11 protein-coding genes are annotated in these 12588 nt (G+C 62.6%); 6 read left to right on the top strand and 5 right to left on the bottom strand.

What is annotated here, in order from left to right:
- The first annotated feature begins 118 nt into the window (after positions 1-118).
- From B3397_RS01665 to B3397_RS01645, 5 genes are all read left to right on the top strand, one after another.
- A complete protein-coding gene (locus B3397_RS01665; RefSeq protein ID WP_296246650.1) occupies positions 119-703 on the top strand; it encodes a DUF2796 domain-containing protein in 585 nt (194 codons plus the stop codon).
- A 3-nt stretch (positions 704-706) separates the two neighbouring features.
- Positions 707-1426 carry an ABC transporter ATP-binding protein gene (locus B3397_RS01660; RefSeq protein ID WP_296246648.1) on the top strand — a complete coding sequence of 240 codons (720 nt, stop codon included), beginning with the start codon at positions 707-709 and terminating at the stop codon, positions 1424-1426.
- Positions 1426-2691, top strand: a complete 1266-nt coding sequence (locus tag B3397_RS01655) for an ABC transporter permease (RefSeq protein ID WP_296246647.1) — start codon at positions 1426-1428, stop codon at positions 2689-2691. Before B3397_RS01660 ends, B3397_RS01655 begins: the two co-directional genes overlap by 1 nt.
- An 11-nt stretch (positions 2692-2702) precedes the next feature.
- On the top strand, positions 2703-3218 hold the full coding sequence (locus B3397_RS01650) for a DUF3299 domain-containing protein (RefSeq protein ID WP_296246646.1): 516 nt from the start codon (positions 2703-2705) through the stop codon (positions 3216-3218).
- A 92-nt stretch (positions 3219-3310) separates the two neighbouring features.
- Positions 3311-4012, top strand: coding sequence for an OmpW/AlkL family protein (locus B3397_RS01645; protein ID WP_296246644.1), 702 nt, complete (start codon positions 3311-3313; stop codon positions 4010-4012).
- A 53-nt stretch (positions 4013-4065) separates the two neighbouring features.
- On the opposite strand, the gene B3397_RS01640 is transcribed toward B3397_RS01645, so the two are convergent.
- The 5 genes from B3397_RS01640 to B3397_RS01620 all read right to left on the bottom strand — a co-directional run bounded on the left by B3397_RS01640 (position 4066) and on the right by B3397_RS01620 (position 9442).
- The gene (locus B3397_RS01640) at positions 4066-4995 is read right to left on the bottom strand and encodes an NAD-dependent epimerase/dehydratase family protein (RefSeq protein WP_296246641.1); all 930 of its coding nucleotides are present in this window, start codon (positions 4993-4995) and stop codon (positions 4066-4068) included.
- Positions 4988-5872: a sugar nucleotide-binding protein gene (locus B3397_RS01635; protein WP_296246640.1), complete on the bottom strand. Its 885-nt coding sequence runs from the start codon at positions 5870-5872 to the stop codon at positions 4988-4990. Before B3397_RS01635 ends, B3397_RS01640 begins: the two co-directional genes overlap by 8 nt.
- A gap of 222 nt (positions 5873-6094) precedes the next feature.
- On the bottom strand, positions 6095-7228 hold the full coding sequence (locus B3397_RS01630) for an acyltransferase family protein (RefSeq protein WP_296246639.1): 1134 nt from the start codon (positions 7226-7228) through the stop codon (positions 6095-6097).
- A 282-nt stretch (positions 7229-7510) separates the two neighbouring features.
- Positions 7511-8038, bottom strand: a complete 528-nt coding sequence (locus B3397_RS01625) for a single-stranded DNA-binding protein (protein ID WP_296246638.1) — start codon at positions 8036-8038, stop codon at positions 7511-7513.
- 9 nt (positions 8039-8047) lie between these two features.
- Positions 8048-9442 (bottom strand): MFS transporter, encoded by a 1395-nt coding sequence (locus B3397_RS01620; protein WP_296246637.1) that lies wholly within the window; start codon positions 9440-9442, stop codon positions 8048-8050.
- 165 nt (positions 9443-9607) lie between these two features.
- Here B3397_RS01620 and uvrA point away from each other — a divergent pair, with 165 nt between their 5' ends.
- Positions 9608-12442 carry an excinuclease ABC subunit UvrA gene (gene uvrA, locus B3397_RS01615; protein ID WP_296246635.1) on the top strand — a complete coding sequence of 945 codons (2835 nt, stop codon included), beginning with the start codon at positions 9608-9610 and terminating at the stop codon, positions 12440-12442.
- Positions 12443-12588 lie beyond the last annotated feature (146 nt).

Here is a 12588-nt window from a genome sequence, read left to right as displayed (position 1 = left end):
CGGCGTACCGCCGAGAAGGCCCCCCACTGCGCCAACATGAATCTTTCATCCCGCCATATCCCCCACACAAAAATTTGTTATAACATTGCGAAACACATCACCCACCGAGACTTCAGCCATGCGCCCTCTGCTCCTCGCCCTGCCCTTTGCCCTGCTACCCCTCACCTACGCCCAGGCCCATGAAGAGGGCCATGAGCACGAGCACGGCAGCCTGGGTGCCCACGAGCATGGTGTCGCCCGTCTCAATGCAGCGCTGGACGGCCAGACCCTGGAGCTGGAACTGCAAAGCCCAGCCATGAACCTGGTGGGCTTCGAACATGCGGCCACCAGCGACGCCGACAAAGCCAAGGTCGCCAGTGCCCGTCAGGTCCTGGAGCAGCCCCTGACCCTGTTCAAGCTGCCCGCTGCGGCAGGTTGCAAGGTGACCGATCAGGAACTGGAAAGCCCGCTGTTCGGTGACAAGCCCGCTCACGCACACAAGCACGACCATGATGAAGACGGCGACGAACACCACCACGAACACAGTGAAATCCACGCCCACTATCAATTCACCTGCACCACACCGGCTTCCCTGCAGCACCTGGATCTGGCGCAGTTGTTCGGCAGCTTCCCCGCCACGCAGAAAATTCAGGTACAACTGATCAGCCCATCCGGCCAACAGGGCGTAGACCTGACGCCCGCCAACAGCACCCTGAAATTCTGAACCATGACCGACGCGTTGATCGAACTGGCCGACCTGGGCTTTGCCTGGCCCGGCCAACCGCTGTTGCTCGATATCCCCAGCTTCCGCCTGGAGCGTGGGGAGACCCTGTTTCTCAAAGGCCCCAGCGGCAGCGGTAAAACCACCCTGCTGGGCCTGCTCGGCGGCGTGCACAAAGCACAGCGCGGGAGTGTCCGATTGCTGGGTCAGGACCTGGGCAGCCTGAGCTTCGCGGCCCGGGACCGCTTGCGCGTCGAGCACACCGGCTACATCTTCCAGCAGTTCAACCTGCTGCCCTTTCTGTCCGTGCGAGAGAATGTCGAACTGCCCTGCCGCTTTTCCAAGCGGCGTGCCGAGCGCGCCAGCCAGCGCCATGGCAGCACCGAAAAAGCCGCTAGCGAACTGCTCGCCCATCTGGGCCTTGAGGACCCTGGCTTGTTGCTGCGCCGCGCCGACACCTTGTCGATCGGTCAGCAGCAGCGGGTCGCCGCAGCCCGCGCCCTGATCGGTCAGCCGGAGTTGGTGATCGCCGACGAGCCCACCTCGGCACTGGACGCCGACGCGCGGGCAGCGTTCATCCGCCTGCTGTTCAGCGAATGCCGCGAGGCCGGCTCCAGCCTGCTGTTCGTCAGCCACGACCAGAGCCTGGCGCCGCTGTTCGACCGCTACCTGTCCCTGGCCGAACTCAACCGCGCCGCCCGCCCTGCCTCCCCCGAGGTGTCTTGATGTATCTGCTGCGTCTTGCCCTGGCCAGCCTGGCCAACCGTCGCTTCACCGCCTTTCTCACCGCCTTTGCCATCGCCCTGTCGGTCTGCCTGCTGCTGGCCGTGGAGCGCGTGCGCACCGAAGCCCGTGCCAGCTTCGCCAGCACCATCAGCGGCACCGACCTGATCGTCGGCGCCCGCTCGGGGTCGGTGAACCTGCTGCTGTATTCGGTGTTCCGCATCGGCAACGCCACCAACAACATCCGCTGGGACAGCTTCGAGCATTACGCCAGCAACCCTCAGGTGAAATGGGCGATCCCGATTTCCCTGGGCGACTCGCACCGCGGCTATCGCGTGATGGGCACCAACGAGAGCTATTTCGAGCACTATCAATACGGCCGCCATCAGAACCTGCAACTGGCGCAGGGACGCGCCTTTGCCAACGACCCGTTCGAAGTGGTACTCGGTGCCGAAGTGGCCGATGCCCTGCATTACAAGCTGGGCGACAAGCTGGTGCTCGCCCACGGCGTTGCCGCCATCAGCCTGGTCAAACACGACGACAAACCCTTCACCGTGGTCGGGGTGCTCAAGCGCACCGGCACGCCGGTCGACCGCACCCTGCACATCAGCCTGGGCGGAATGGAAGCCATCCACATCGACTGGAAGAATGGCGTGCCGGCTCGCGGCGCAGGCCGGGTCAGTGCCGACCAGGCACGCAACATGGACCTCACGCCCAGCGCCATCACTGCGTTCATGGTCGGTCTGAACAGCAAGATCGCCACCTTCGCCCTGCAGCGCGACATCAATGAATTTCGCGGCGAACCGCTGCTGGCGATCCTGCCCGGGGTGGCGCTGCAGGAACTGTGGAGCCTGATGGGCACGGCGGAAAAAGCCCTGTTCGTGATCTCCCTGTTCGTGGTGTTGACCGGCCTCATCGGCATGCTCACCGCCATTCTCACCAGCCTCAATGAGCGGCGTCGGGAAATGGCCATCCTGCGTTCGGTGGGCGCCCGCCCCTGGCACATCGCCGGTCTGCTGATCCTGGAGGCGTTTGCCCTGGCGGTGTCCGGGGTGGTCGCCGGCACGGCCCTGCTCTACGTGGGTATCGCGACCGCCCAAGGTTACGTGCAGTCGAACTATGGGCTTTACTTGCCGCTGAGCCTGCCCAGCGCCTACGAGTGGTCGCTGCTGGGTATCATAGTGGCCGCCGCGGTATTGATGGGCGCTGTGCCAGCCTGGCGCGCCTACCGGCAATCGTTGGCCGATGGCCTGTCGATCCATTTATGAGGAACCACACCATGGCACGTGCGCTGTTGGCACTGCTGCTGTTGACCAGCCTGTCGCTGTCGGCGGCCGAACTCAAGGAAGTCACCTGGGAAGCGTTGATCCCCCCGGACGCCCCGAGGATCGAGCCGGTGATGACTCCCATGCACGACCTCTCGCAAATGGGCCAGGCCTTGGGCGAATCCGCACCGGCTGCCCATCAGCAAGCGCCGGACGCTCCAGTGGTCCAGGCACTGGATGGCCAGCAATTGCGCATTCCTGGCTATATCGTGCCGCTGGAAGTCAATGAAGACGGGCGCACCACGGATTTCCTGCTGGTGCCCTACTACGGCGCCTGCATTCATGTTCCGCCGCCGCCGTCCAACCAGATCGTGCATGTCACCAGCAAGGTCGGGGTCAAGGTCGAGGAGCTGTATCAGCCGTACTGGATCGAAGGTCCGATGCAGGTCAAGGCCAGCACCAGTGAACTGGCGGCGGCCGGTTATCAGATGGCAGCCGGAAAGATCTACGCCTACGAACTGCCGGACTGAGTCATCGCGCTTTCATTGAGCCAGATCAAAAGATCCCTCGCTGACAGTCTCTACCATGGGGCGAATCTTTCGAATCGTCCTATGGAGCCCCCATGAACAAGTCTTTGCTGAGCGCCTCGTTGATCACGCTGGCGCTGGCAACTCCCCTCGCCCAGGCGCATCAGACGGGTGATTTCATCATCCGCGCCGGGGCGGCCACCACCGCCCCCAACGAGGACAGCGGCAAGCTGAAGCTCGACGGCGCCAAAGTGGCCGGTACCAAGGCGACCCTGGACAGCGACACCCAGCTCGGCCTGGCCTTCGCCTACATGCTGACCGATCACGTGGGCATCGAACTGCTGGCGGCGACGCCGTTCCAGCACACCGTGGGCGTGCGCGGTGTCAGTGCTGCCACGGGTATCGACGGGTTGGACGGCAAGCTGGCGGACGTCAAGCAGCTACCCCCTACCCTGTCCCTGCAGTACTACCCCATGGCCGCTGAATCCAGGTTCCAGCCCTACGCCGGCGTCGGCATCAACTACACCCTGTTCTACGACGAAGACTTGAGTGGCGCGCGCAAGCAGCAAGGTTTCAGCCATCTGAAGATCCAGGATTCGGTAGGGCTCGCCGGGCAACTGGGATTCGACTACATGCTCACCAAGAACATGCTGGTGAACGCGTCGGTGTGGTACGTGGACATCGACACCAAGGCCACGGTGGATGGCCCGACCGCCCTGGGCACGGGCCGCACCAAGGTCGACCTGAAAGTCGACCCCTGGGTCTACATGGTCGGCGTCGGCTACAAATTCCCGTAGCAGCGGCGTAAGCCGCGTCCCCCCCAGCTGCCGTTCCCATCGATACCGCGGCCCTACCGCCCCAGCAACCGCCGCAACCCCTCTTCCAACGGCGTCACCGCGCCAAGCTCGAACCGCTCCAACAACCGGGTGTTATCCGCCTTCGAGTGGCGGATATCCCCGTTTCGTCCCGGGCCGAAGCTCACTGCCGGCAATCCCCCGACCACCACATCCAGGGCCGCCAACATCTGCTTCAGCGAAGTCGCCTGGTTCAGACCGACGTTCACCGCCCCCTCTTGCACCTGTGGCTGCTCCAATGCCTGCACCAGCAGCCCTGCCAGATCACCCACGTAGAAGAAATCCCGGGTCTGCTCGCCATCGCCGAACACGCTGATCGGCAAACCCTGTTGGGCGCGCTCGCTGAAGATGCTGATGACCCCGGAATACGGCGATGACGGGGCCTGGCGCGGCCCATAGATATTGAAGAAGCGAAAGACGACCGGCTCCAGGCCATGCTCGCGGCGATAGAAGTCCAGGTAATGCTCACTGGCCAGCTTGTCCGAGGCATAGGGCGTCAGCGGCGCCTTGGGCGTGTCCTCGGTGATGGCCTGGCCTTCGCCATTGTTGCCATACACTGCGGCGCTGGAGGCGAACAGCACCCGCTTCACGCCGGCCAGGCGCAAGGCTTCGCACAGATTGAGCGTGCCGATGAAGTTGCTCTGATGGGTCTTTACCGGGTCGTCCACAGAGGCCTGCACCGAAGCCACGGCAGCCAGGTGCACTGCCGCCTGACAACCTCGGGCGGCATCGGCGACCAGCTTGGCGTCGGCCACGTCGCCCACCATCAGTTCCAGCCTGGGGTTGTCCAAGGGCAGGTTGCTGCGTTTGCCGGTCGACAGGTCATCCAGCACGCGTACGGCATACCCTTTGGCCAGCAGGGTGTCCACCAGATGAGAGCCAATGAAACCGGCGCCACCGGTGATCAGGATAGGTGCATTAGCCATGACGATAATATCGGTCCAGAAGGCTCGGCAGCCCCGAGCGCCAGGCGCGCGGCTTGATGCCGAAGGTATGAAGGATTTTCTTGCAGGCCAGCACCGCATGCTGCGGCTCTTCCCAGGCATCCGGGCGCGCCGCATGGGCCTGGGCGGTGGGCGCTCCGATCGCCAGCGGATGCAGGCTCGCCGCTTCGGTGAGGATCGCCTGGCCAAGCGCCAGGGCCGTGGTGGCCTCGTTGCCCGCGTAGTGATAGGTGCCCCACAGTGGCGCTTCGCAATCGAGCTGCTTGAGGACCGAGATGATCACTCGCGCGGCGTCGTCCACGGGCGTCGGGTTGCCGCGGCGGTCGTCGGCCAGGGTCAGTTCTCCCGGGCGCTCGGCACGGGTGAGGAAACGTCCCAGCACGCCGTCCGGGCTGTCGTCGAGCAACCAGCCGAAGCGCAGCAGCACATGCTGCGGGCAGGCCGCGCGCACGCTCTGTTCGATGCGCCACAGCGCCTGGCCACGCAGCCCCAGCGGTACCGGTTCGTCTTTTTCGCTGTAGGCCGTGGCCCGGGAGCCGTCGAATACCCGGTAGCTCGAAGGTTGCAGCAGGACGATCTGATGATGCTGGCACAACTCGGCAAGACGCTCGACCGAGCGCTCTTGTTGAGTCAGTCGAGCCTCGCTCACCGTTTCGGCCTGAAACCAGTCAAAGTAGTAAGCCAGGTTGATCAGCGCGTCAGGGCGGGTATCGTCGAGCAACTCGGTCAGGCTCGCCGCATCCCAGCCATCTTGCGGCGGGCGAGGAGCCAGGAAGCCGATGTCCTCTTCCGCTCCGAGGCGTATCAGCGCTTGCCCTAGGGCATTCCCACCGCCCAACAGCATAAGGCGCATTCGCATAGAGTCAGCAGGTCCAGTCAGATGAGCAAACAGGTGCGATGCCCAATCGCCAGCAGGCGGGCTCGGGCTCGCACTCGAATCGAACAGCCATTTTGCTTATTTCTGGTGCTGACGTCACGCGCTAACCGCAATGGTCACTGCGCAGCGGGGGCGGGAGTTTCACCGCAACCGGGGGTGAAGGGGGTTTTGGCAACCCTGCATCAGGGTCATTCAGGGCACAGCTCAGGTCAACGCCGGTGTCTTCGGCGCTCGTGCAGTGAGCAGGAAACGGCCAAGCCGCTGCCCGTTCATCTCGATCAGCCGGTAGGTCAGCGCCGATACCGCCACCACTATCAGTAACACCAGCGCCACGATCAGATTATTGATCGGTACGCTTCCCGAATCGAAATAACGCACCCCGCCAAACAGCGGCGCCAACGCCTGACCGCTGTGCTTCTGCACGATCATGGCGCCTAGGGTCAGGCTGCTCAATATGATCACGTGGGTCATGTAGATGGAATAGGACAGCCGGCCCAGCAGGGCGAACACGCCCCCTTTGAGGACCTTGGAGACCACGCCGGCATCGAATGCGAAAAGTGTGACCACCGCACAGAAGAGCAGGCTGGCGACCAGGCTTTTGCCAGGCAGCGGCAGGCTCAGCACCAGCACCACCAACCCGAACGCGCACAGTTCAAGCACCGAGGCCAGCGCAAAGCCAGGCCGGCCCCTGGCGCTCGCCGCCTGGAACACCGTGTGACAGAGCGCGCCTGCGAAAAAGCAGGACAACCCTTTGTAGGCATAGCTGGACAACAGCCCCGACGGTTGCTCCAGCATCACAAAACCGAAGAGCGCAATCCCGGCCCACAGGACCTTTCGCTGCACCGAGGAAAACATCAACAACGCCGCGAAGATCAGGTACATGTAGTACTCGATGCTGATGCTCCAGGAGGGGTAGTTGAACGAGAGGTTTTCGGTCAGCGTCGTCCAGCCCTGCACCAGCAGCAGGTTCGGCAGGATCTGCGACGGCGCGTACATGCCGCTGAACGGCTCCTTGTTGAAAGCAAAGCCCTTCTGCCAGGCCGCCCACTTGACGAATTCGAACAGGATGAACGCCGCCAGCAGCACCACGTGCAATGGGGCCAGGCGAAAGGTGCGCAGGATGAAAAATTTCTTGAAGTCCAGATCGCGCCGGTTGCCGTAGGCGTGGGTGATGACGAAGCCGCTGAGCACGAAGAAGAAATCGACGAACAGGTCCGCGCTCTGGAAGAACGGCAGCTCGGTGATACTGCCTACCACATGCAGGTGGTAAAGCACGACCGCCAGGGCGCACACGCCGCGAAGGCTGTCGAGCGCGTGATACCGTTCACCTTGAGCCATAGCGTCATCCTGTTCGGCAGGTTCGGGCCATACCGGCGAAATCTTAGATAAGCGCTACAGGCCACGCAACCTAAACACCGACGCATGCATTTATATTTCCGGCCCGCGAAAAAGCCCACGAAAACTGGCGCCAAATAACCCAAAACCCACCCTTTGACGCCGATCCGCTGGTCTGTTTACCAGCACGAACGGTGATGGCCTGCGCTGCAGTCTCACCCAGGCAACTTCCCAAAAAAAACCCGGCATCAGCCGGGCTTTTTTTATTGCACCAAAGCTTTCGCCTTAGAACGGAATATCATCATCAAAGCTGTCGAAATCCGGAGCCGGCTGCTGAGCAGGCTGCTGCTGCGGCGGCGCCGAGCGCTGCTGTGGAGCCGACTGCTGCGGGCGCGGGGCCTGCTGACGTGGCGCTGGAGCCGATTGCTGGTAGTTGTTGCCGCCACCACCTTGCTGGTCGTTGTTCTGTGGACGGCCGCCCAACAGCTGCATGGTGCCCTGCATGTCCACGACGATTTCGGTGGTATAGCGCTTGATGCCGTCCTTCTCCCACTCGCGAGTCTGCAACTTGCCCTCGATGTACACCTGCGAACCCTTGCGCAGGTACTCGCCAGCAATTTCCGCGACCTTGCCGAACATCGACACACGGTGCCATTCGGTGCGCTCGACCTTCTGGCCGCTCTGCTTGTCGGTCCACTGCTCACTGGTAGCCAGGCTGAGGTTGGTCACGGCATTGCCGTTAGGCAGGTAACGAACTTCCGGATCCTGACCACAGGTGCCGACCAAAATGACTTTGTTAACCCCACGGGCCATATCGTTCTCCTAGGCGTCGCACGCGGTCGGCGCTGGGTTGACCAGGCGCTCGAGGGCGGTGCGATCCAAAATTTCTTTGTCCAATTTGATATAGATGGCGGCTTCTTCTGCCACCACCACCGCATCTGTCACACCGGGCACGGCCTTGAGCCGCTCGGCCAATCCCGCCTCGCCCATCGCCTGAGGCGAAAGCGGCAGGCGCAAACTGGTCACGTAGGGTGGTTCGCGCATAGTAACAGCAAAGGCCAGCCACAGGGCGCAGAGAGCCGCGCATCCGATGAACACCAAGCCCAATCCGCCGTGCTGAAACATCCAGCCGCCGAGGATGCCACCCATCGCCGAACCGAGGAACTGGCTGGTGGAATACACCCCCATGGCCGTGCCCTTGCCGCCCGCTGGCGACACCTTGCTGATCAGCGAAGGCAGCGAGGCCTCGAGCAGGTTGAAGGCCGTGAAAAAGATCACCGTACCCACTACCAGTGCCTTGAGGCCGTTGCCGAATTCCCAGAAAAACAGCTCTACCAACATCAGCGTCGCAACCGCGCCCAGCAAGACACGTTTCATCTTGCGCTTTTTTTCGCCGTAGATAATGAACGGAATCATCGCGAAAAAAGAAATCACCAGCGCGGTGAGGTAAACCCACCAATGCTCTTCCTTGGGCAGTCCGGCGCGGTCCACCAGGGCCAGGGGCAAGGCCACGAAACTGGCCATCAGAATCGAGTGCAGCACGAAGATGCCCAGGTCCAGGCGCAGCAAGTCCGGATGTTTCAGGGTCGCCATCATCTCGCTGCGGGCCACGCCAGACTCACGGTGCAGGGTATGCCCCGAGGCCTTGGGCACCACGAAGGCCACCAGCAGGATGCCCACCAGCGCCAGTGCGCCTGTGGCCAGAAACAGGCCATGCAGGCCAAAGGCACTGGTCAGCAGCGGGCCGACCACCATGGCCACGGCGAACGAAACACCTATGCTCATGCCGATCATGGCCATCGCCTTGGTGCGGTTCTGCTCCCGGGTCAGGTCCGAGAGCAAGGCCATCACCGCCGCCGAGATGGCACCGGCGCCTTGCAGCACGCGTCCGGCGATGACGCCCCAGATCGAGTCGGCCTGAGCCGCCAGGACGCTGCCCAGGGCGAAGATCACCAGCCCACCGTAGATCACTGGCCGACGGCCGATCCGGTCGGAGACGACACCGAAGGGAATCTGCAGAAAGGCCTGGGTCAGGCCATAAGCGCCAATCGCCAGCCCGATCAAGGCCGGGGTAGCGCCCGCCAGGTCCATGCCATAGGTCGCCAGTACCGGCAAGACCATGAACATGCCCAGCATGCGGAATGCGAACACCAGGGCCAACCCGCTGGCTGCGCGGGTTTCACCGCTGCTCATGCGTTCGCTGTGGGGATCGTGCATGGATAAACCTCGTGTGAACCGGCGGCGATTCTACCAGTCCCACCCAGTAACGGCACAGATGGCGACGCTATGACGCGCCATCTTCATCTTTGCGCGTACTGACCGTGCAGTGCTATTGACAAGCCCCGTATACTCACCTGTTTACGCCCGCCGCGCGAGGCCGCCTTGGACAAGATTCTGGTACGTGGGGCTCGAACCCACAATTTGAAAAACATCGACCTGACCCTGCCCCGTGACAAGCTGATCGTCATCACCGGGCTTTCGGGTTCGGGCAAATCCTCCCTGGCTTTCGACACGCTCTATGCTGAAGGCCAACGCCGCTACGTCGAATCGCTGTCAGCCTATGCGCGGCAGTTTCTGTCGATGATGGAAAAGCCCGACGTCGACACCATCGAAGGCCTGTCGCCGGCCATCTCCATCGAACAGAAGTCCACGTCGCACAACCCACGCTCCACCGTGGGCACGATTACCGAGATCTACGACTACCTGCGCCTGTTGTATGCCCGCGTAGGCACTCCGCGTTGCCCCGATCACGATATTCCGCTGGAAGCGCAGACCGTCAGCCAGATGGTCGATCTGGTGTTGGCCCAACCTGAAGGCGCGCGCCTGATGTTGCTGGCCCCGGTCATCCGCGAGCGCAAGGGCGAGCACCTGGCGATTTTCGAAGAGCTGCGCGCCCAGGGTTTCGTGCGTGCACGCATCAACGGCAAGCTGCACGAGATGGACGAACTGCCCAAGCTCGACAAGCAGAAGAAGCACACCATCGAAGTGGTAGTCGACCGCTTCAAGGTCCGTGCTGACTTGCAGCAGCGGCTGGCCGAGTCGTTTGAAACAGCGTTGAAGCTGGCCGACGGGATCGCGTTGGTGGCGTCGATGGACGATGAACCGTTCGAAGAGATGATCTTTTCCGCACGCTTCGCCTGCCCGATCTGCGGCCACGCCATCAGCGAGCTGGAACCCAAGCTGTTCTCCTTCAACAACCCGGCGGGCGCCTGCCCGACCTGCGACGGCCTGGGGGTCAAGCAATTCTTCGACATCAAGCGTCTGGTCAATGGCGAGTTGACCCTCGCCGAGGGCGCGATCCGCGGCTGGGATCGACGCAACGTGTATTACTTCCAGATGCTCGGCTCGCTGGCGAGCCATTACGGTTTCAGCCTGGAGGTGCCTTTCAACGATCTGCCCGGTGATCAGCAGAAAGTCATTCTGTCCGGCAGCGGCAGCCACAATGTGGACTTCCGTTACCTGAACGACCGTGGCGATATCGTCAAGCGCTCCCATCCATTCGAAGGGATCGTGCCGAATCTGGAGCGCCGCTACCGCGAAACCGAATCGACTACCGTCCGCGAAGAACTGGCCAAGTTTCTCAGCACCCAGCCCTGCCCGGACTGCCGCGGCACGCGTCTGCGCCGCGAAGCAAGGCACGTCTGGGTGGGTGAGAAGACCCTGCCGGCGGTGACCGGCCTGCCGATCGGCGATGCTACCGATTACTTCGGCGGGCTGAGCCTGACCGGACGCAAAGGCGAAATCGCCGACAAGATCCTCAAGGAGATCCGCGAGCGCCTGCAATTTCTGGTCAACGTCGGCCTCGATTACCTGACGCTGGATCGCAGCGCCGACACCCTGTCCGGGGGTGAAGCGCAGCGCATACGCCTGGCAAGCCAGATCGGTGCCGGCCTGGTAGGCGTCATGTACATCCTCGACGAGCCCTCCATCGGCCTTCACCAGCGTGACAACGACCGTTTGCTCGGCACCCTCAAACATTTGCGGGATATCGGCAACACGGTGATCGTGGTGGAACATGACGAGGACGCCATCCGTCTGGCTGACTACGTCGTCGACATCGGTCCGGGTGCCGGGGTGCATGGTGGCCATATCGTCGCCCAGGGTACGGCGCAGGAGGTCATGGACCACCCCGACTCGCTGACCGGCAAGTACCTGTCCGGGCGCGTCAAGATCGCCGTGCCGGCCAAGCGTACGCCACGCAACAAGAAGCTCTCGCTGACCCTCAAGGGCGCGCGCGGCAACAACCTGCGCAACGTCGACCTGGAGATTCCGATCGGGCTGCTGACCTGCGTGACGGGCGTTTCAGGCTCCGGCAAGTCCACGCTGATCAACAACACCCTGTTCCCCCTGAGTGCCACCGCGCTCAACGGTGCCACCACGCTGGAAGCCTCGGCCCACGACAGCATCAACGGCCTGCAGCATCTGGACAAGGTGGTCGACATCGACCAGAGCCCTATCGGCCGTACCCCCCGCTCCAACCCGGCGACCTACACCGGATTGTTCACGCCGATCCGCGAACTGTTCGCCGGCGTGCCCGAATCCCGCTCCCGAGGCTACGGGCCAGGCCGCTTCTCCTTCAACGTCAAGGGTGGGCGTTGCGAGGCGTGCCAGGGTGACGGACTGATCAAGGTGGAGATGCACTTCCTGCCGGACATCTATGTGCCGTGCGACGTGTGCAAGAGCAAGCGTTACAACCGCGAAACCCTTGAGATCAAATACAAGGGCAAGAACATTCACGAGACGTTGGAGATGACCATCGAAGAAGCTCGTGAATTCTTCGATGCGGTGCCGGCCCTGGCACGCAAGCTTCAGACGCTCATGGATGTGGGCCTTTCCTACATCAAGCTGGGGCAGTCGGCGACCACCCTGTCCGGGGGCGAAGCGCAGCGCGTGAAGCTGTCCCGGGAATTGTCCAAGCGCGATACCGGCAAGACGCTGTACATCCTCGACGAGCCCACGACCGGGCTGCACTTCGCCGATATCCAGCAACTGCTGGACGTGTTGCATCGTCTACGTGATCACGGCAATACCGTGGTGGTGATCGAGCACAACCTGGACGTCATCAAGACCGCTGACTGGCTGGTGGACCTGGGGCCTGAAGGTGGTTCCAAAGGCGGCCAGATCATCGCCGTGGGCACCCCGGAACAGGTCGCCGAGATGAAGCAGTCGTACACCGGCCACTACCTCAAACCCCTACTAGAACGCGACAAACCCTAAAACACCTGTAGCAGCGGCGTAAGCCGCGTCAGCCCCCAACCCATGACATCAGACACACCCCGAAGCCCATGACGCGGCTCACGCCGCTGCTACATCACCGCAGGTAATCCGCGTCTGGCTTCAACTCAGTGCATCAGAGGCACCTC

It is taken from the genome of Pseudomonas sp. UBA4194, assembly GCF_002379585.1.
Classification (GTDB): Bacteria; Pseudomonadota; Gammaproteobacteria; order Pseudomonadales; family Pseudomonadaceae; genus Aquipseudomonas.
The sequence above is the reverse complement of the archived record's forward strand: the minus strand, read 5'-3'. Positions and strand labels throughout refer to the sequence as shown.

Coding starts and splice junctions, on each gene's coding strand:
- B3397_RS01665 (WP_296246650.1), top strand. CDS start 119: ATGCGCCCTCTGCTCCTCGCCCTGCCCTTTGCCCTGCTACCCCTCACC.
- B3397_RS01660 (WP_296246648.1), top strand. CDS start 707: ATGACCGACGCGTTGATCGAACTGGCCGACCTGGGCTTTGCCTGGCCC.
- B3397_RS01655 (WP_296246647.1), top strand. CDS start 1,426: ATGTATCTGCTGCGTCTTGCCCTGGCCAGCCTGGCCAACCGTCGCTTC.
- B3397_RS01650 (WP_296246646.1), top strand. CDS start 2,703: ATGGCACGTGCGCTGTTGGCACTGCTGCTGTTGACCAGCCTGTCGCTG.
- B3397_RS01645 (WP_296246644.1), top strand. CDS start 3,311: ATGAACAAGTCTTTGCTGAGCGCCTCGTTGATCACGCTGGCGCTGGCA.
- B3397_RS01640 (WP_296246641.1), bottom strand. CDS start 4,995: ATGGCTAATGCACCTATCCTGATCACCGGTGGCGCCGGTTTCATTGGC.
- B3397_RS01635 (WP_296246640.1), bottom strand. CDS start 5,872: ATGCGAATGCGCCTTATGCTGTTGGGCGGTGGGAATGCCCTAGGGCAA.
- B3397_RS01630 (WP_296246639.1), bottom strand. CDS start 7,228: ATGGCTCAAGGTGAACGGTATCACGCGCTCGACAGCCTTCGCGGCGTG.
- B3397_RS01625 (WP_296246638.1), bottom strand. CDS start 8,038: ATGGCCCGTGGGGTTAACAAAGTCATTTTGGTCGGCACCTGTGGTCAG.
- B3397_RS01620 (WP_296246637.1), bottom strand. CDS start 9,442: ATGCACGATCCCCACAGCGAACGCATGAGCAGCGGTGAAACCCGCGCA.